The organism is Erythrobacter dokdonensis DSW-74, assembly GCF_001677335.1.
GTDB classification, from domain to species: domain Bacteria; phylum Pseudomonadota; class Alphaproteobacteria; order Sphingomonadales; family Sphingomonadaceae; genus Erythrobacter; species Erythrobacter dokdonensis.
The window spans coordinates 92211-111579 of the sequence record NZ_LZYB01000002.1 but is presented as its reverse complement, the minus strand read 5'-3'; the positions used below and the strand labels follow the sequence as shown (position 1 = coordinate 111579).

The following is a 19369-nucleotide window of genomic DNA, read 5'->3' as shown; positions in this document are numbered from 1 at the left end:
GGTTCCCGCATCGCTAAAGCGCGCAGGCTTTTCGACCGGCGTCATGGACGCTGCATCAACGACCAAAAGGAAATACATGGCCAAGGAAGAACTCCTCGAAATGCGCGGGCGCGTGGTTGAGCTGCTGCCCAATGCGATGTTCCGGGTGGAGCTTGAAAACGGCCATGAGGTGCTCGGCCACACAGCAGGCAAGATGCGCAAGAACCGCATTCGTGTGCTGGTAGGCGACGAGGTCCTGTGCGAACTGACGCCCTACGACCTCACCAAGGCACGCATCACCTACCGCTTCATGCCGGGTCGCGGCGGCCCCGGCCCGCAATAAGCGCCTGCGCCGCTGATGGGCGCGCCGCATCTCACATTGGCATCGGCCTCGCCCCGGCGGCGCGAACTGCTCGCGCGGCTGGGCCTTGCCCCCGATGCCGTCACTCCGGCCGATATCGACGAAACCCCGCTGAAGGGCGAGTTGCCGCGGGCCTATGCCCTGCGGATGGGGCGCGAAAAGGCGCTCGCGGTGGACGCGCCCGGCTGCGTCCTGGCCGGCGATACGGTGGTCGCGGTCGGGCGGCGCATTCTGCCAAAGACCGAAAGCGAAAGCGAGGCGCGCGCCTGTCTCGAACTGATGAGCGGCAGGCGCCATCAGGTGCTCTCGAGCGTGGTGCTGCGCGCGCCCGACGGGACTTTGCGCGAGCGATTGTCCGAGACCGTGGTGCGCTTCAAGCGGCTGTGCGAGGAAGAAATCGCCGCCTATCTCGCCAGCGGCGAATGGCGCGGGAAGGCGGGCGGCTATGCCATTCAGGGCGCAGCCGAGGGGCTGGTTGAATGGATCCACGGCAGCCATTCCGGCGTTATGGGCCTGCCCTTGTACGAAACGCGGGCGCTCCTGAAAGCGGCGGGCTTTCCGATTGGCTGAGTGGCTGATCGAGGACGGCATAGCCGAGCGCCGAGCCCTATTGCTGGAGGGCGAACGTGTCCTTGCCGCGCGGATCATTTGGCCGGGCGAATTGACGGCGGGAACCCGCTGCACCGGCAAACTTGCCACCAAGCTCAAGGGCACGCGCCGCGGGGTGGCGATGCTCGACGACGGCACCGAGGCGTTGGTGGATCACCTGCCGCCCGCAGCGACCGAAGGGCAGACGCTTGACCTCTTGATCACCCGCGCGCCGATGACCGAGCGCGGACGGTTCAAGCGGGCGCAGGCGCGGATAGCGGGGGCAGAAGCACGCGCCGCCCCGGCACCCTTTCCATCAGGCCGCAAGGTGCACCGCTTTCCAGCGGGTCTATGGGAAGACGTGTGGCACTCGGCCTCATCTGCGAGCCTCGATTTTCCGGGCGGAGAGATCCTTGTCAGCGTCACCCCCGCAATGACACTGATCGATGTGGACGGCACCGGAGACGGGCGTGAGATCGCTCTGGCGGCGGTATCCGCAATCGTACAGGCGCTGCGGTGGTTCGACCTCGGGGGAAATGTCGGGATCGATTTTCCCACACTCGGCGCCAAGGCTGATCGGCGTGCGGTTGACGATGCGCTCGACGCAGCGCTGGCGGGCTGGCCGCACGAACGCACAGCGATGAACGGCTTCGGCTTCGTCCAACTGGTTGCCCGGCTAGAAGGCCCCTCGATGCTGCACCGTTTTGCCACAGCCCGGCTTGGCATGGCCGCGCGCATGGCACTCCGGCGCGCGGAAATCGCCGCCGAGGGCACAGGGCGCGTCCTGCTGCTCAGCGTGCATCCCGCTCTCAAGGCGAAACTCGAGGAGGTCTGGCTCGACGAACTCGCGCGCCGGACGGGTCGCGAGATACGCATCGAAACCGATCCCGGGCTTGCCATCGAGGCCGCCCATGCCCAGTTGGTGGATGCATGACCAAGCCTGCCAAGCCCTGCCCGATCTGCCGCAAGCCGCGTGTCGAGCAATTCCATCCCTTCTGTTCCCAGCGTTGCCGCGACCGTGACCTTGCCCGCTGGTTCTCCGATTCCTACGCGGTTCCCGGCCCGCCTGCCGATCCCGAAGAAGTGGCGCAGGAAAACTGGCGCGAACAGGAATGACCCCGTCGACGAAAAGCAACGTAAAAGCCTCTTGCCAAGCGCCGCGCCCTTCGCCATAGGCCCGCACTCATTCGCTCGCGGGCGCATTTGGCGCTGCTGCGGAAGTGGGAAGCCCAAGTAGCTCAGTTGGTAGAGCATACGACTGAAAATCGTAGTGTCGGTGGTTCGATCCCGCCCTTGGGCACCACACTCCCCTTGAAAGAAGCGAGGCCGCAGGAATTCCCATGTCCCGCCGCACCAAGATTTACGAAGGCAAGGCGAAGATCCTTTACGAGGGTCCCGAGCCCGGAACGCTGATCCAGTATTTCAAGGATGACGCGACCGCCTTCAACGCCGAGAAGAAAGGCACGATCGCCGGGAAGGGTGTGATCAATAATCGCATCTCGGAGCATGTGTTTACCCGCCTCGGACATATCGGCATTCCGACCCATTTCATCCGCCGACTCAACATGCGCGAACAGCTGATCCGCCAGGTCGAGATCATCCCGCTCGAAGTTGTGGTGCGCAATGTTGCGGCCGGCTCCATCAGCAAGCGCCTCGGCATCGAGGAAGGCGAGCCGCTGCCGCACACGCTTATCGAATATTACTACAAGGACGATGCGCTGGGCGATCCGCTGGTGGCCGAGGAACACATCGCCTGCTTCAACTGGTGCAGCAACGAGGAGATGCACGACATTTCCTCGATGGCGATCCGCATCAACGACTTCCTGTGCGGAATGTTCGCTGCGATCGACATCCGGCTGGTCGATTTCAAACTCGAATTCGGACGGCTCTATGATGGCGATTACAGCCGCGTGATCCTCGCCGACGAAATCAGCCCTGACGGCTGCCGCTTGTGGGACATGGCGACGGGTGAAAAGCTCGACAAGGACCGCTTCCGCCGCGATCTGGGCGGCGAGGAAGAGGCCTATCGCGAAGTCGCGCGTCGGCTCGGCCTGCTGGGCGGCGAAGACAATGGCCCGGGCGAGGTGTTTGACCTCTCCCACGCCCGCTCGCGCCTGCGCGGTCCGCCGCCGCTCAAGAAATAGGGGACCCAGGGGCTGACACGCGTCGGTTTGGCGCTAGTCTCGCGCATTCCATTGCGATTGCCACAGGTGCCCTTCCCCTGATGACCCCGCTTTACCGCACTATCGGCGCCGGCCTTCTGCTGGCGCTCTCCCCGCTTGCCCTCGCCACCGCGCTTACCGCGCAAGATGCGCCCATCGCAGCGACGGCCGACCAAGCAGGCGATCCGGTCTGGGCCTTCGAGCAAAGCGATGTCCCGGTCGATCCCGCCTATGTGTTCGGGCGGCTCGGCAATGGGATGCGCTATGTCATCAGGCGCAATGCCACGCCGCAGGGTACCGCGCTGGTGCGGATGCGGATCGATTCAGGTTCGCTCGAGGAAAATGACAGTGAGCGCGGGCTGTCCCATTATCTCGAACACATGGCCTTCAACGGCTCGAAGGGCATTCCCGAAGGCGAGATGGTGAAATTGCTCGAGCGTGAAGGTCTGGCGTTCGGCGCAGATACCAATGCCTCGACCGGCTTCGAGAGCATTACCTACATGCTCAACCTTCCGCGCAATGATGCCGCCCTGCTGGAGACAGCGCTGATGCTGATGCGCGAGACCGCCAGCGAACTTACAATTGCGGAAGAAGCCGTAGCGCGCGAACGCGGCGTGATCCTGGCCGAACGGCGCGATCGGGCGGGCTTCCAGCAGCGCAATTTCGAGGACAATGTGGCCTTCATCGCACCCGGCGCGCGCTATGGCGAGCGCTTGCCGATCGGCACGCTCGAGGTGCTCGAGAACGCCACCGCCGCACAGATCCGGGCGCTTTACGAGCGCACCTACACCCCGGCCAATACGGTGCTGGTGGTAATCGGCGATTATCCGGTCGAACAGGTCGAGGATGCGATCCGCGCCCGCTTTGCCGACTGGGCCGCCGGTCCGGTCCCTCGCGAGCCTGAGGCCGGTCCGATCGACATCACCCGCAAGGGGCTGACCGACATCCATCTCGATCCGGCGCTGGCGGAGGAGATCACATTGTCTCGCCTGGCACCGTGGCACGACGAGCCCGATACCGTTGCCAACCGCGATGCGGCCCTGGCGCGCCGGATCGGCTACGGCATCATCAACCGGCGCCTCGCCAGCCTCGCCCGGAGCGAGGATGCACCCTTTCGCGGCGCCAGCTTCGGCACCGGCGAGGTGTTCGAGGATGCACGCATCACCAGCCTCACCATAAGCAGTGCGGATGGAGAATGGGAAAAGGGCGTGCTGGCCGCCGTGCGCGAGGTCAATCAGGCGCTGAGCTTCGGATTCACGCAGGCCGAGCTTGACGAACAACTCGCCAATCTGCGCACGGCCTACGAGAACGCGGTCAAGGGTGCCGACACCCGCAGCCATTCTGTGTTCGTGGGCGCTGCGCTGGCGAGCGACGAGCGCGTGCCCGCAACGCCCGAATGGCAGCTCGCCCGGTTCGAGGAGCTTGCCCGGACCCTTACGCCCGATGCCGTCTGGCAAGCAGTCAAGGCCCATGCCGCACCGCTTGAAGATCCGCTGATCCGGTTTGAAGGCCGCTCTGCGCCGGAAGGCGGCGAGACGGCGCTGCGCGACGTCTTTGATCGGGCCATGGCGCTGGAAATCGCCCCGCCCGAGGAAAATGGCCCGCTGGAATTCGCCTATCAGGACTTCGGCACACCGGGGCAGGTCGTTTCGGACACAGTCGAACCCCGGCTCGGCCTGCGCTTCATTCGCTTCGCCAACGGGGTGCGGCTGACGCTGAAGCAGACCACCATCCGCGAAGACCGGATTGCCTTCGCCCTTTCGGTCGACGGCGGCGATCTGATGAATACACGCGAAGATCCGCTCAAGGTCGCGCTCACCGATGCACTGGCCCTGGGCGGGCTCGGCAAGCATAGCCAGGATGACCTTTCGAGCGTGCTGGCCGGGCGCAGTGTCGGCCTTTCCCTCGGTAGCGGCGCGGATACCTTTGCCAGTTCGGGCAATACGACCCGGCGCGACCTCGCCCTCCAATTACAGGTGCTCGCCGCGCTGCTGACGGACCCGGGCTATCGCCGCGAGGGTGAGGAGCGCTTCCGCAAGGGGATCGAGAACTACTTCGCCACGCTTGATGCAACCCCGGGCCGCGCTCTGGGAACGGCGCTGGGCGGGATCCTGTCCGATAACGACCCGCGCTTCACGCTCCAGTCCAAAGAGGCATTCCTCGCGCTCGAATACGCGCAATTGCAAGCTGCCATCGGCGACCGACTGGCCCGCGGCGCGATCGAGATCGCGCTGGTTGGCGATTTGGACGAGGCCGAGGCCATTGCCGCGGTTGCCGCCACTTTCGGCGCGCTGCCTGACCGGGAGGCCGAGTTCAAACGCCGCGAGGACGCCCGCACCCGCAGTTTCACCGCCACCCGCGGCCCGCGCGTGCTGACCCATAAGGGCGAGGCCGACCAGGCGCTGCTGCAATGGACCTGGCCAACCACCGACGATAGCGATCTGGGCAATACCCTGCGGCTCGATCTGCTGGCCCGCATCTTGCGTATCGCGCTCACCGAAAAGCTGCGCGAGGAGTTGGGGCAGGCCTATTCACCTTCGACCGGATCTTCGAATAGCAGGATCTACCGCGATTACGGCAGCTTCAGCCTCGCGGTTTCGGTGGATGTCAGTCAGATCGACGAGACCCGAGCGGCGGTCGGGGAGGTGCTGACGCAATTGCGGGACGCGCCGCCGAGCGAGGACATCATCGAACGCGCACGCCGTCCGCTGCTGGAAAACTATGATAATGCGCTCAAGGATCTGGGCGGCTGGATCAACCTTGCCGCACGGTCGCAGAGCGATCCCGAACGGCTCGACCGCTGGTTTGCAGCGCCCGACATGATCCGCGCGATCACGCCGGAAGAATTGCAGGCAACCGCCGCGCGCTGGCTGGCACAGGGTGGCGCTGTCGAAGTTGCCGTGGTGCCGGAGGAAAGCGGCGTTCGATAGGCTTGTCTTGCCAGACAAAAAGGCCGGCCGGATTGTCCCGGCCGGCCTCTTCGATTGCAGAAAACCCTGCGCCAGAGAGGCGAAGAACGATCAGTAATTCACCCCGAACGAGACACCGATCACGCGCGGCTCGTTGACGAACGCGGTATTGTTGTTGAAGTCGACGACGCCGAGCACATTGTCCTCGCCGGTAATGTTGCGTGCGAAGGCAGCGATTTCCCACTCGCCATTATTGCCCACATAGCCGACGCGCAGGCCGCCTTCAAAGCGACTGCCCGCGTTGAACTCGCGGCTCTCGTAAAGCAGGAAGTTGGTCTCGCCGAGGTAAATCCAGTCGGTGAAGATGAAGAACTCGCCGCTCTTGCCCACCGGGATGCTGTAGCGTGCGGTGAGGTCGCCGCTCCACTCGGGCGCATTGGGGAAGGGATTGCCGTCGATCGCAGCGAAGGTGACCGGGCCGAAGGCGCCCTGCACCGTGCGGGTGGGATCGGTGACGGTGCACTGCGCACAGGTGCCGACTTCGAGTGTCCGGTCCTTGATCTCGGTGTTGTTGTAGGCAACGCCGAGCGTCACGAGAAAATTGGGCGTAATCTGGAATGCAGAATCGAGTTCGAAGCCATAGGCCTCGCCCTTGTTGGCGTTGATGAGCTGCACAAGGTTGCCCGTTCCGCCAACCGCGGTGAACTGCGGGTTCTCGACCGTGTAGTAGAACACGGCACCGTTGAGCCGCACCCGGCGATCGGCCAGCTCGGCCTTGAAGCCGGCTTCATACGAAGTGATATTTTCCGATTGCGCCACGGAAGGCGGGTTGAAGAAGGCCACGTCGCGGCCCTGGATGGTCGGTCCGCGGAAGGAATTGGCGACCTTGGCATAGACACTGGCATCATCCGACACATCGGCAAATACCGCGATATCCCAGTCGAACTGGTCATCCCCGACGCTCACCGGCTGGGGCGCGGCTCCCGAACGCACGAAGAAGTCCTTTTCATCGTCGGTGTAGCGCAAGCCGCCGGTGACCCTGACGGTATCGGTCAGCTCGTAGGACAGCTGGCCGAACAGCGCCCACGCCTCGTTGGTGTGGTTGACGGTGACCGGCGGCGGGAAGTCGAAACCGACGGTGGTAACATCGAAATCGCTCTCGAAGTAGAAGCCGCCGACCTGCCAGGAAAGCGGCCCGTCGCCGTTCGAGGCAAGGCGGATTTCCTGCGTGTACTGTTCAAGGTCAATCGAATCCTGCGTGTCCGAGGGGAACGGAATGAAACCCGGACCGGTCACAAGATTGCCACCGTCGATATCACCGCGACTGAAGCCCTTGCTCGTCCAGTAGCTGCCGATCGAGGTCAGGGTGGCGAAATCGAATTCGTAGGACGTGGTCAGGGTCGCGCCGAGCTGCTCATATTCGGCCCGGTTGCCGCCGCCTGCATCGTAGAACACCGTATCGCGATCATAATTGGCATTGAGCTTGTTGTTGCCCGGCCCAAGGACGTTGGCGCGGAAGAAGGTCGAAGATCCGTCGAGATCGCGGTAGTTCAACGCCGCGTTCATGCTGAACCGGTCGGTCGGGGTGAACAGCAGCTGACCGCGGATCGCGAAATCGCTGAAGCCGCCCAGCGCATTATTTTCGCCCGTGAAGCCATTGTCGATCCAGTCGCTCCTGCTCTGGGACTGGATGGCGATACGAAAGGCGAGCACGTCTTCGATCAGCCCGTCGCCGACCGCAGCGTTCAGCGAGACCGTGTCGAACGAGCCGTAGCTGAGCGAGGCGCGAATATCGCGCTCGAAACCCGGCTTGATGGAGTCAACCTTGACGATGCCGGCCGGCGTGTTGCGTCCGAACAGCGTGCCCTGCGGCCCGCGCAGCACCTCGATACGCTCGACATCGAAGATCGGGAAGCTCTTGAGCGTAACATTCTCGAGCACCACCTCGTCGAGCAACACCGACACAGGCTGGGACGCGGCGAGATCGAAATCGGTGTTGCCGAGACCGCGGATGTAGAAGCGCGGCGCGACGCGTCCGTTTGAGCTTTCGATATTCAGCCCGGGCACAGAACCGGCAAGCGCGGTCACATCGCCGCCCGCGCTGAAGATCGTGTCGATGCGGTCCTGATCGAGGATTTCGGCAGAAACGGCGACGTCCTGCAGGTTTTCTTGCCGCCTGTTGGCGGTGACGATAATGGCGGCAAGCTGGCCTTCATCGTCACTGGAGACCTCGCTGTCCTGTGCGGCGGCAGGAGTGGCGAGCGAGAAGGATGCAGCGGCCAGAATGGTCGAAGCGAACCAGGCGGAGCGTACGGAAGAGAGGTTTTGGGACATCGCGCAATGGCCTTTCGGATTGGACGGATGGATCACGGGAATGCGCTGCCCGCGCTGACAGGTTCCGGCGATTCGGGCGAGGTTGCCGCGCATGATTCGAGCGGGAAATGGGGCGTTTGACTGCACTAAGTTTGCAGTTGTTGCATCAGGGTTACAAAAGTTGCCATCTCACGACATCATTGTGACAAAAATGCGCGTCCCGGCTATCGGCGGGCGGGTGGTGAACAAACCGTCGCGCAGGCGTTGCACCACCGCGCGCGGTCGCTATAGCGACGCCAACCCCCGGCCGCCCTGCCCAAGGAGTCCCGATTGATGAAAGTCCGAGTCCTAGTCCGACTGAAGCCCGGCGTGCTCGATCCGCAGGGCCGCGCCGTCCACCATGCGCTTGACGGACTCGGCTTTGCAGGGGTCAGTGATGTCCGCGTCGGGCGGCTGATAGAGCTCGAAGTCGCTGACGATACCGATCCGGCGACGCTGACCGAAATGTGCGAGAAACTGCTTGCCAATACCGTGATCGAGAACTTCACGATCGAAACGCCTGGCTCGGCAGAAGGAGGCAGGTAATGGCCTTTCGCGCGGGCGTTATCACCTTTCCGGGATCCAACTGCGATCGCGACATGGCGGTAGCGCTCGAGGCGGTATCGGGGCAACCGGCATTGCGCATCTGGCACGGCGATGCCGATTTGCCCGCCGGTCTTGACCTGATTGCCCTGCCTGGCGGCTTTTCCTACGGCGATTATCTTCGCTCTGGCGCGATGGCGGCGATGAGCCCGATCATGCGTGCAGTGGTCGCGGCGGCGGAACGTGGCGTGCCGGTGCTCGGCGTATGTAACGGGTTCCAGGTGCTGACCGAGGCCCGGCTGCTGCCCGGCGCCCTGATGCGCAATGCCGGACAGCGCTTCATCTGCCGCACGGTCGCGCTAACCGTTGAGAACACAAACTCGCTGTTCACTTCCGGCTTCACGCCCGGCGAGAGCCTGCGCATCCCGGTCGCCCATCATGACGGCAACTTCTTCGCTGATAACGACACACTCGACCGGCTCGAGGGCGAAGGCCTCATCGCTTTCCGCTATGCGGAAGCCTGCAACGGCTCGGCGCGCGACATTGCCGGCGTGCTTAGCGCAAATGGCCGTGTGCTGGGCATGATGCCCCATCCCGAACGGGCGATCGAACCGGCGGCGGTGAGCGAACTGGGCGGAGCCGACGGACGCCGCCTGTTCGAAAACATTCTGGCGGCGCTGGCCAGCGCCTGACGCTCAGGCGCGCAGCTTGCTCGGGTTGCTGAACAGCCGCTGTGCATCCTGGCTCGCCATCGGGCGCCCGAAGTAATAGCCTTGGATCTTGTCGCAGCCGAGGTTCCGGATCAGCTCGGCCTCCTCGGCAGTCTCTACCCCTTCGGCGGTGGTCGCCATATCAAGGCTCTTGGCCATCGCCACCACCGCATTGATGATCGCCAGACTTTCCGCGCTACCCTGCGCCGCGCCCTGCACGAAGGTGCGATCGACCTTGATGGTCGAAAAGCGCAGCTTGCGGATGTAGCCGAGCGAGGAATAGCCTGTCCCGAAATCGTCGAGGGCCACCGAACAGCCCAAGGACATGACCTGTTCCAGTGCGTTGCGCGCGACACTGGCATCGCGCAGGAAAATGCTCTCGGTCACTTCGACTTCGAGCCGCTCGGGCCGCAAGCCGCTCGCCGCCAGCGCTTCGACCACTTCCTCGTGGAAACCGGGTTCGAGCAGCTGTTCGGGCGAGACGTTGACGTTGACTTTGACGTGTTCGGGCCAGTTGCGCGCTTCCTCGCAGGCCTTGCGCATTACCCATCGCCCGATCGGCACGATCAGGCGGGTGTCTTCGGCCAGCGGGATGAACTTGCCCGGGCTGACAAAGCCATGATCGATGCTGTTCCAGCGTAGCAGCGCCTCGAAGCTGACCACGGCCTCGCTGCGGGAATCCACGACAGGCTGATAGTGCAGTTCCATCTCGTCGCGACCAAGCGCCTTGCGCAGCGCCACTTCAAGCTGGCGGCGTTCCTCTGCAGAGGCATGCAGCACAGGTTCGAAGCGGTGATGCTCGGCACCGCCTGCATCCTTGGCGCGATAAAGCGCGAGATCCGCATTGCGCAGCAGTTCCTCGACGCTCTTGCCGTCACGCGGCCCCACGGCCGAACCGACGCTGGCTCCGACATAAAGTGTATGCTGATCGACCTGATAGGGTTCCGAAAGATGCGCAATCACGCGACGTGCGAGATCGGCCACGTCATCAGCGCTCTGGAGGTCGCGGATCACGATAGCGAACTCGTCTCCTCCAAGACGGCCGCACAGCTGGTTTTCACCCATCAGCGACTTGAGCCGTGCCGATACCTGGGCAAGGAGCTTGTCACCGGTCATGTGGCCGAGAGAATCGTTGACCGACTTGAAGCGATCAAGATCGACCATCATGAGCGCGCAGCGGCTGCGCCATTGTTCGGCAAAGCGCAGCGCATCGCCCAGCGCCTCGGTCAGTTGCAGGCGATTGGGTAGCTGGGTGAGCGTGTCGTAGCGCGCCAGATAGGCGATCTTCTCCGACGATTTGCGCTGCTCTGTCACGTCAGAGCCAACCCCGCGGAAGCCGCTGAAGCGTCCATCCTCGTCCCGGGTCGGTGTCCCCGAAAGCTCCCACCAGCGCTCCTCGCCGAGGATCGAGACCTGCACCAGCAGGTTGGAGAAGTTTTCGCGATTGCGCAGCCGCTCGGCCAGGTCGTGAAGACTTTGGGGAAACCGTCCGCTTGCCCAGCTGCGACCCGAGATCAGCTCAAGCAGGGGCATGCCCTCGACCTCGACCTGCGGCCTTCCGAGCGCGAAGGCAAAGCGCGGGCTGACCGAACGCAGACGGCGGACGGTATCGATCTCCCACAGCCAGTCGGCCTCGTTCTCCTCGAACTCGCGCAGCAACAGCGAGACGACGGCTTCCTTTTCGGCAACCGCAGCCTCGGCCAGCCGTGCCTTGACGAACATGGTACGCACCTGAATCGTCGCGACCAGACTGGCGATGGTGAACAGAACCGCCCCGCCAACAGCCTGCCAGTGCCCCGCCAGTGCCAGCGACATGATGACACCAAGCCCCAGAATACCAATATAAATCAGAACGCTGAGGGGCGATGTCGAAAAGACGAAGGTTGAAGCGATCATCAGCGTCAGCACGATGAGTTGCATCGTCTGCGCCTGCGCCCCGTCCGCCAGCCACGGAAATCCCAGCAAGGCAGCCACCCAGCACATCGCCGCGGCGATCGAATGCATGTTCTGCAACCGTTCGATTCTGGCCTGGCCAACACCAGCACCCGGACTGGCAAGCAGCAGGTCAGTCCGGCGCGAGCGATACAGAATGAAGGCGAGCACAGCGGTCCAGGTAACGACGACGCCAAAGCCAATCAGCGGCGCGAAGAGCGAAGCGGTACAGACAGCCACCATCGCATTGGCAAGCATCCGGTTGCGGCTCGCATAGGCGAGTTCGGCGTATTCATCGCCGCGCAGGCGCATGGGATCGAACGCCGGATTGCGCGTCAAACCGAGAACATCGGAGATCGGCAATTCGGAGACCGGCACCGTGGCAGGAGAGGCGAGGTTCTTGCTCACCATGCAAGCCTAACGCAGAATGGTTAGGTCTCTGTAAAGCCTTGGCAGAATTCGCTCGCCAGCCTGGTCAAGGGCGCGCGTCCGATCCTTGCGCCGGCGCTGCTATTCGACGGTCACCGATTTGGCGAGATTGCGCGGCTGGTCGACGTCGGTACCTTTGACCAGAGCCACGTGGTAAGCCAGCAATTGCACCGGAACCGCATAGACCAGCGGCGCGATCAGGGGGTGCACCACCGGCATCTCGATCGTGGCAATGCAGCCCTCGCCTGCCGCCTCCAACCCCTTTGCATCCGAAATCAGCACCACTTGCCCGCCCCGGGCGCGCACTTCCTCCATGTTCGAGACGGTCTTCTCGAACAGCGGCCCCGACGGCGCGATCACAACGACGGGCACGGCCTCGTCAATCAGCGCGATCGGACCGTGCTTCATCTCGCCCGCGGCATAGCCCTCGGCATGAATATAGCTGATTTCCTTGAGCTTCAGCGCACCTTCCAGCGCAAGCGGGTAGTCCTGCCCACGCCCGAGATAGAGGACATCGCGCGCCGGGGCGATAAGGGGCGCCATGGCGGCAATATCTTCATCATGGTCAAGCGCGGCGTTCAGCGCGGCGGGCGCTTCGAGCAGGTGGCGCACAATGAGCGACTCCTCGTCGCGGGTCAGACGCCCCTTCTTCACCGCCATGTGCGCGGCCAGCGCGGCCAGAACTGCAAGCTGGCAGGTGAAGGCTTTGGTCGAGGCGACGCCGATTTCCGGGCCGGCATGGGTCGGCAACAGCAGATCGGCCTCGCGCGCCATGGTGCTGGTCGGCACATTGACCACCACGGCGATGGTCTGGCCGTTTGCCTTGCAGTGCCTGAGCGCGGCCAGCGTATCGGCGGTTTCGCCGCTCTGGGAAATGAACAGCGCAAGGCCGCCCTCTTCCAGCACCGGCTCGCGGTACCGGAATTCCGAGGCGACATCGATGTCGACCGGCACGCGGGCAAACTGCTCGAACCAGTACTTTGCCACCATCCCCGCGTAGAATGAGGTGCCGCAGGCGACGATCGTCAGGCGGCGCACCTGCGAAAGATCGACATCCATCTGCGGCAAGGCCACCGAATTGTCCGAGCGGCGCAAATAGGAGGCGAGCGTCTGCGCCACTACCGTCGGCTGCTCGTAAATCTCTTTCTGCATGAAGTGGCGGTAGTTGCCCTTCTCCACCGCCGCTGCCGAAGCGCCCGAGGCGCGGATTTCGCGCGTGACGGGGTTGTTTTCCGAATCGTAGATCTGCGCGCCGTCGCGGCGCACCACCACCCAGTCGCCCTCTTCGAGATAGGTGATGCGCTGGGTAAGCGGCGCGAGCGCGAGCGCGTCCGACCCCAGATACATTTCCGGCTCCTCGCCTTCCGGCCCGTAACCCAGCACCAGCGGCGAGCCGAGCCGCGCGCCGATGAGGAGATCGGGATGCTGGCGGAAGGCAATCGCCAGCGCGAAGGCGCCGCGCAGGCGAGGCAGCACGTCGCGCACGGCCTCGAGAGGATCGGCCCCGCGCTCGATTTCGGCCGAGATCAGGTGCGCGACCACCTCGCTATCGGTTTCGCTTTCGAATAGGCGTCCTTGTGCGGCGAGTTCGGCTCGCAGTTCCTTGAAGTTCTCGATGATGCCGTTGTGGACGATCGCCACCTCGCCGGTCGCGTGCGGGTGGGCATTGGCAGCGGTCGGGGCGCCGTGCGTGGCCCAGCGGGTGTGGGCGATACCGACATGGCCGGGAGCCGGATCGGCCTCGAGCACACGGGCCAGATTGGCAAGCTTGCCCTCCGCGCGGCGGCGCACCAGAGTGCCTTCATGAAGGGTGCAGAGCCCGGCGCTGTCATAGCCGCGATACTCCATGCGCCTGAGGCCATCGACCAGCCGATCAGCCACGCTGGCGCTGCCCACGATCCCGATAATTCCGCACATTGTCCGGTTCGTTCCTTCGCTATCGTTCCAGCCGCTCTAGCCACTCGTGCCGTTGGAGCAAGGTCTGGCGTAAAGCCGCCCCGTTGCGGCGCCGGGCTCTGTCCAGACACAGCAATCCGGCCTTAGGAAAAAAATAAGCTTTCCTGCCTATTCACCATTTCTCGGAAGAGAGCCTTCGCAACATTTGCGGACAGGTGCAGGACATGATCACACGCCTCGGGGGCTGGGAATGAGCGCATTCGGCAAAAAGGGCAACGCTGGTGGACTGAAACCGGGCGGAAGGCCGGCTTTCGGGGTCGCGCGTCCGATGAAGGGCGCTGGCGGAAATCCGGCACCGGGAGCGCGCGGGGGCGAACAGTTCCCTCCGATCCCGAACGAAGATACCAAGCCGGCGGCGGTGCCTTCTCCGGCGCCCTCGCGTCCCACCAGCAGCGCTGATGCGATCGACCGTCTCAACGAGCGGATGACCTCGGTCAACACGGGCGAATCCGAAGTCGGCGGCTTTGAAGCCAGCGTCCACAAGATCAAGGAACAGGTGCTTCCCCGCCTGCTCGAACGCGTCGACCCGGAAGCGGCGGCAACGCTTTCCAAGGAGGAACTCTCCGAGGAATTCCGCCCGATCATCATGGAAGTGCTGGCCGAGCTTAAGGTCACGCTCAACCGCCGCGAACAGTTCGCGCTGGAAAAGGTGCTGATCGACGAGCTGCTAGGCTTCGGCCCGCTGGAAGAGCTGCTCAACGATCCCGACGTGTCCGATATCATGGTCAACGGGCCGGACCAGACCTACATCGAAAAGAAGGGCAAGCTGCAGCTCGCCCCGATCCGCTTCCGCGACGAACAGCACCTGTTCCAGATCGCGCAGCGCATCGTGAACCAGGTCGGCCGCCGCGTCGACCAGACCACGCCGCTGGCGGACGCCCGTCTCAAGGACGGCTCCCGTGTGAACGTGATCGTGCCGCCGCTGAGCCTGCGCGGCACCGCGATCTCGATTCGTAAATTTTCCGAGAAGCCGATCACGCTCGACATGCTGCGCGACTTCGGATCGATGTCGGACAAGATGTGCACCGCGCTCAAGATCGCGGGCGCGTGCCGCATGAACATCGTCATCTCGGGCGGTACCGGTTCGGGTAAGACGACCATGCTCAACGCCCTGTCGAAGATGATTGACCCGGGCGAGCGCGTGCTGACCATCGAAGACGCGGCGGAACTTCGCCTGCAGCAGCCGCACTGGCTGCCGCTCGAAACCCGCCCGCCGAACCTCGAAGGCCAAGGCGCGATCACCATCGGCGACCTTGTGAAGAACGCCCTGCGTATGCGTCCTGACCGCATCATCCTGGGCGAAATTCGCGGCGCGGAGTGTTTCGACCTCCTCGCGGCGATGAACACCGGTCACGATGGTTCGATGTGTACGCTCCACGCCAACAGCCCGCGCGAATGCCTCGGTCGTATGGAAAACATGATCCTGATGGGCGACATCAAGATCCCCAAGGAAGCCATTAGCCGCCAGATCGCCGAGTCGGTCGACCTGATCGTGCAGGTGAAGCGTCTGCGCGACGGCTCGCGCCGCACCACCAACATCACCGAGGTGATCGGGATGGAAGGCGACGTGATCGTGACGCAGGAGCTGTTCAAGTTCGAATATCTCGACGAGAGCGAGGACGGGAAGATCCTCGGCGAATTCCGCTCGTCGGGCCTGCGCCCCTACACGCTGGAAAAGGCGCGCCAGTTCGGGTTTGACCAGGCGTATCTTGAGGCCTGCCTCTGACGAGGCAGGCGCTATCGGGCCCTCCGGCCCGATAGCTGCGGCCTAACCGGCCGACGGCCGGTCGGCCTTGCGACGCCCCTGGCGTCGCCGGAATTCGATTGCTCGCGCGGTCGCCCTACAAACTCCCCAGCACCACCGGCAGGCTCATCGCGAGGCAGCCGCCGCCGATGATTGCCGCGCCCATGAACAGGCCCAGCCACGGCACCCAGCCGACCTTTTCGAGCCGGGCGACATCGCGGCTCTTCATCCGGCGACGCTCCATCATCCCGGCAAAACCCGCGAACACCCAGAACAGCATACCGGTCACGGCAAGCTGCGCGGCGTCGCTGAGCAATTCGAAGCGGGCGATAAGGTCCATCGGCTGTCCATTTAGGCGCTCAGTGCGCTTGCGCAATCCTCGGCCCTCGGCCAAGCGACACGGCGATGGATGGCTCGATCGCCCGCCCCCGCCCGCTGCTCGCGCTCGGCATTCGCCTGCTTACGGCAGCGGCGCTGGCAACCATGGCGATGCTGGTCAAGCTGGCGGGAACACGCGGCGCCCATCTGGTCGAGCTGATCTTCTGGCGGCAATTGCTGACAGCCATGCTGCTGGCGGCAGGACTTGCACTTACCGGCCGTCTTGCCATGCTGCGCACCCGGCGGCTCGGTGCCCATGCGCGGCGCGCGGCGACGGGCCTTCTGGGCATGATCTTCACCTATGGCGCGGTGCTGCTGCTGCCTCTGGCCGAGGCGACCACCCTGTCCTTTACGGCGCCGATCTTTGCAGTGCTGATCGCGCTTGCATTGTTCAGCGAAAAGATCGGTCCCTATCGTTGGGCGGCGGTCGGCATCGGCTTTGCGGGCGTGCTGGTTGTCATGCAACCCTTCGGGGCCTTGCACGAGGGGGTGACAGTGACCGGAGTAATCGTCGGCCTCGTCGCGCCCTTCATGGTCGCGCTGATCAGCTTCCAGATCCAGGATCTCAACACCACCGAAAACCCTTGGAGCATCGTCTTCTGGTTTGCCGCTCTCAGCGCGCCCGTCGCCGCGCTTGCACTGCCCTTCGTCATCACGGCGCATGATCCCGAGACCTGGGGCATAATCATCGCCATGGCGCTGATCGGCGCAGTGGCGCAGATGCTGCTAACCACCTCGCTACGCTTCGGCTCGGCGGCGGTCATCCTGCTGATGGACTACACCGCCCTGCTATGGGCGAGCTTTTATGGCTACTACATTTTCGACCGGGCAGCGCCCGCCAGCCTCTGGCTCGGTGCGCCCTTGATCATCGGTGCGGGCGTGCTGATCGCATGGCGCGAACGCCAACTCGCCAGGGAACGCACGGCCGCTTCACGTGCTGGTCAGGAATAATTATCCAGTTTCGTGCGTTGAAGGATTCGACGAAAGGATTTGCCTCATGATTCGCAAGACCATCTTTGCCATCGCGCTCGCCGCGCTGGGACTTACCGCAACCGCCTGCAACACCGTCGACGGGCTGGGCGACGACATCAAGTCGGTCGGCCGCGCCGGCAAGCGCGCGATCGACTAAGCAGCTCTGTAGACGAGGACTATATTATTGGCCGGCAGTGCATAACGCGCGCTGCGGGCCATGTTGTGCTGCGCGGCGAGTTGGTCGAGCGCTTCGGTCTCGCGCAGTCCCCAGAGCGGGTTGCGGGCTTTCAGGCTGGCGTCGAAATCGAGGTTCGAGGGGACGGTCTCCACCCCCTGCTCGATATAGGGGCCATAGAGGACCAGCGGACCCTTGCTTGCGGCAAGCACCCGCGCCGCGCCCGCGAACAGGCCAAGCGTCGCCTCCCAAGGGCTGATATGCACCATGTTGATGCACACGATGGCATCGGCCTCGTCCACCGGCCACGTATCGGGCGCAGCAGCATCGAGCATCAGCGGCGCGGCAAGATTGCTGCCCGGGTAGTCGTCGCGATAGGCCGCAATCGAGGCGAGCGCCTCGGCGGAAGGATCGGTTGGCTGCCAGGCCAGCGCAGGAAAGGCCCCGGCAAAGAACACCGCGTGCTCGCCCGTCCCTGCCGCGATCTCGAGCACCTGGGCGCTGGCCGGAAGCTCGCGCGACAGGATCGCGGCAATCGGCTCGCGGTTGCGCATGGTGGCAGGCGCGTGCTGCTTCGCGCTCACGATAGCCTCCTCACGACACCTGGCGTTCCTGCCCTTCCCAATAGGGCGCGCGCAATTCCCGCCGCAGGATCTTGCCGCTGGCGTTCCGCGGCATGACCGGGATGACATCGACGCTTTTGGGCGCCTTGAAGGCGGCAATGCGTTCACGCGCCCAGGCAATGACGTCGGCCTCGTCGATCTCGCAGCCCGGCTTGGCGACGACGCAGGCCTTGACCTCCTCGCCCCACTTGGCGCTCGGGACACCGATGACGGCGACCTCGGCGATGGCGGGATGGCCGTAAATCGCGCTTTCGACCTCTGCAGGATAGACATTCTCGCCGCCGGAGATGATCATGTCCTTGATGCGGTCCTGGATGTAGACATAGCCATCCTCGTCCATCACGCCCGCATCGCCGGTGTGGAGCCAGCCGTCGGGGTCGATGGTCTTGGCGGTGGCCTCGGGCAGCTTCCAGTAGCCGGGGGTGTTGGTGGGCGAGAGGATGCAGACCTCGCCGATCTCTCCGCGCGGCACTTCCCTGTTGTCCGGCCCTCTCACCTCGATGCTGACCGCAGGGCAGGCCTTGCCCGCCGAGCGCATGCGCTGGTTGCCCTCAAGCGAGTGATCCTCGGGCGGCAGGATCGAGATCGTGCCCGCCGTCTCGGTCATGCCATAGGCCTGCAGGAACCGCGTGGTCGGCATGGTGCGCACCGCTTCCTTGAGCAGCTCGAGCGGCATCGGCGCGGCGCCATACATCAGGTATTTGAGGTTGCTGAAGTCGGTGCTGGCAGCGCGCGGGTGCTGCACGACCATCTGCAGCGCGGCCGGAACGATGAACATGTGCGTGGCCCCGGCCTCGATCGCCTCAAGCACGCCGACGGGCGAGAATTCGGCCTGTACAAGGCTGCGCACGCCGTTGGCGATAGCGATGTTCACCAGCCCCGTCCCGCCGATATGCGCACAGGGCATGGCGACCAGCATGCAATCATCGGGCTCGTAGAAGTTCCAGTCGAGCCCCGCCTCATTGCCCGCATTGCGCAGGCCCAAGAGGTTGGTATTGGTCAGCATCGCGCCCTTGGGGTTGCCGGTTGTGCCCGAAGTGTAGAGCTGGAGCACCGGATCATGCGGCCCTGGCGGCGTATAATCGACCGGCTCGAAACCGGCCGCAGCCGTGCGCGCGGCCTCCGCCTCGATCACTTCAGGATTTGCCGGGACATCACCTGCGACGCTGTGAGCTGTGTCGATGAAGTCGGCATCGGCAAACAGCAGCTTGGCTCCGGTATCGGTCAGAATATAGGCAATCTCGCGCGGGGCCAGCCGCCAGCCGATCGGCACCATCACCGCCCCCATGCGCGCCGCGGCGATATAGAGCATGAAGTAGATATCGCGGTTCTTGCCGAGCCACGCGATCCGGTCGCCCGCCGCGATGCCCCTCGACCGGAGCAGCGCAATCAACTGGCGGGTGAGCAGGTCCGCCTCGGCGTAACTGGTCGTCCGGCCGTCCTGGTCGAAAGCCGGTCCGTCAGGCCGTTCCTTCGCCCAGAAATGCATGATGTCATCGAAGTTCGAAAAGTCGTGATAGGCTTCGCGCGCCATGGCCCTGCTCTCTCCCAAAAGC

17 protein-coding genes and 1 tRNA gene are annotated in these 19369 nt (G+C 64.1%); 12 read left to right on the top strand and 6 right to left on the bottom strand.

Annotated features, from left to right (window positions below; translation table 11 throughout):
- Positions 1 to 76 precede the first annotated feature (76 nt).
- The 7 genes from infA to I603_RS04450 all read left to right on the top strand — a co-directional run bounded on the left by infA (position 77) and on the right by I603_RS04450 (position 6020).
- Positions 77 to 322: a translation initiation factor IF-1 gene (infA, locus tag I603_RS04480; protein WP_007163491.1), complete on the top strand. Its 246-nt coding sequence runs from the start codon at positions 77 to 79 to the stop codon at positions 320 to 322.
- Between the two features lie 15 nt (positions 323 to 337).
- Entirely contained in the window at positions 338 to 910 is a 573-nt protein-coding gene (locus I603_RS04475; RefSeq protein WP_068862646.1) for a Maf family protein, read from the top strand.
- Positions 903 to 1862 carry an Rne/Rng family ribonuclease gene (locus I603_RS04470; RefSeq protein WP_068862645.1) on the top strand — a complete coding sequence of 320 codons (960 nt, stop codon included), beginning with the start codon at positions 903 to 905 and terminating at the stop codon, positions 1860 to 1862. Before I603_RS04475 ends, I603_RS04470 begins: the two co-directional genes overlap by 8 nt.
- Entirely contained in the window at positions 1859 to 2044 is a 186-nt protein-coding gene (gene yacG, locus I603_RS04465; protein WP_068862644.1) for a DNA gyrase inhibitor YacG, read from the top strand. The genes I603_RS04470 and yacG overlap by 4 nt, the downstream gene beginning before the upstream one ends.
- A gap of 111 nt (positions 2045 to 2155) precedes the next feature.
- Positions 2156 to 2231: transfer RNA gene (locus I603_RS04460), tRNA-Phe, on the top strand.
- Positions 2232 to 2268: 37 nt separating this feature from the next.
- On the top strand, positions 2269 to 3072 hold the full coding sequence (purC, locus tag I603_RS04455) for a phosphoribosylaminoimidazolesuccinocarboxamide synthase (RefSeq protein ID WP_068862643.1): 804 nt from the start codon (positions 2269 to 2271) through the stop codon (positions 3070 to 3072).
- An 80-nt stretch (positions 3073 to 3152) separates the two neighbouring features.
- On the top strand, positions 3153 to 6020 hold the full coding sequence (locus I603_RS04450; protein ID WP_068862642.1) for a M16 family metallopeptidase: 2868 nt from the start codon (positions 3153 to 3155) through the stop codon (positions 6018 to 6020).
- Between the two features lie 90 nt (positions 6021 to 6110).
- Here the strand turns inward: I603_RS04450 and I603_RS04445 are convergent, their stop codons facing one another.
- Entirely contained in the window at positions 6111 to 8333 is a 2223-nt protein-coding gene (locus I603_RS04445; protein WP_068862641.1) for a TonB-dependent receptor, read from the bottom strand.
- Positions 8334 to 8645: 312 nt separating this feature from the next.
- Here I603_RS04445 and purS point away from each other — a divergent pair, with 312 nt between their 5' ends.
- A complete protein-coding gene (gene purS / locus I603_RS04440) occupies positions 8646 to 8897 on the top strand; it encodes a phosphoribosylformylglycinamidine synthase subunit PurS (protein WP_068862640.1) in 252 nt (83 codons plus the stop codon).
- Positions 8897 to 9586, top strand: a complete 690-nt coding sequence (gene purQ, locus I603_RS04435; protein WP_068862639.1) for a phosphoribosylformylglycinamidine synthase subunit PurQ — start codon at positions 8897 to 8899, stop codon at positions 9584 to 9586. The genes purS and purQ overlap by 1 nt, the downstream gene beginning before the upstream one ends.
- Before the next feature lie 3 nt (positions 9587 to 9589).
- Here purQ and I603_RS04430 read toward each other — a convergent pair whose 3' ends face one another.
- Together I603_RS04430 and glmS are read right to left on the bottom strand one after the other, a co-directional pair.
- A complete protein-coding gene (locus tag I603_RS04430; protein ID WP_068862638.1) occupies positions 9590 to 11947 on the bottom strand; it encodes a putative bifunctional diguanylate cyclase/phosphodiesterase in 2358 nt (785 codons plus the stop codon).
- 99 nt (positions 11948 to 12046) lie between these two features.
- Positions 12047 to 13882 carry a glutamine--fructose-6-phosphate transaminase (isomerizing) gene (gene glmS, locus I603_RS04425; RefSeq protein WP_068862637.1) on the bottom strand — a complete coding sequence of 612 codons (1836 nt, stop codon included), beginning with the start codon at positions 13880 to 13882 and terminating at the stop codon, positions 12047 to 12049.
- 229 nt (positions 13883 to 14111) lie between these two features.
- Between glmS and I603_RS04420 the strand changes: the two genes are divergently transcribed.
- A complete protein-coding gene (locus tag I603_RS04420) occupies positions 14112 to 15647 on the top strand; it encodes a CpaF family protein (protein WP_068862636.1) in 1536 nt (511 codons plus the stop codon).
- 115 nt (positions 15648 to 15762) lie between these two features.
- On the opposite strand, the gene I603_RS04415 is transcribed toward I603_RS04420, so the two are convergent.
- Entirely contained in the window at positions 15763 to 16005 is a 243-nt protein-coding gene (locus I603_RS04415) for a hypothetical protein (RefSeq protein WP_068862635.1), read from the bottom strand.
- A gap of 65 nt (positions 16006 to 16070) precedes the next feature.
- On the opposite strand from I603_RS04415, the gene I603_RS04410 reads away from it, so the two are divergent.
- Positions 16071 to 16994, top strand: coding sequence for a DMT family transporter (locus I603_RS04410; protein ID WP_068862634.1), 924 nt, complete (start codon positions 16071 to 16073; stop codon positions 16992 to 16994).
- 46 nt (positions 16995 to 17040) lie between these two features.
- Complete coding sequence (locus tag I603_RS04405) at positions 17041 to 17172, top strand: Entericidin EcnA/B family protein (RefSeq protein ID WP_068862633.1); 132 nt, start codon at positions 17041 to 17043, stop codon at positions 17170 to 17172.
- Here the strand turns inward: I603_RS04405 and I603_RS04400 are convergent.
- Positions 17169 to 17774 carry a DUF938 domain-containing protein gene (locus tag I603_RS04400; protein WP_232305248.1) on the bottom strand — a complete coding sequence of 202 codons (606 nt, stop codon included), beginning with the start codon at positions 17772 to 17774 and terminating at the stop codon, positions 17169 to 17171. The genes I603_RS04405 and I603_RS04400 overlap by 4 nt on opposite strands.
- A gap of 10 nt (positions 17775 to 17784) precedes the next feature.
- Positions 17785 to 19347 carry a long-chain-fatty-acid--CoA ligase gene (locus I603_RS04395; RefSeq protein ID WP_068862632.1) on the bottom strand — a complete coding sequence of 521 codons (1563 nt, stop codon included), beginning with the start codon at positions 19345 to 19347 and terminating at the stop codon, positions 17785 to 17787.
- Positions 19348 to 19369 lie beyond the last annotated feature (22 nt).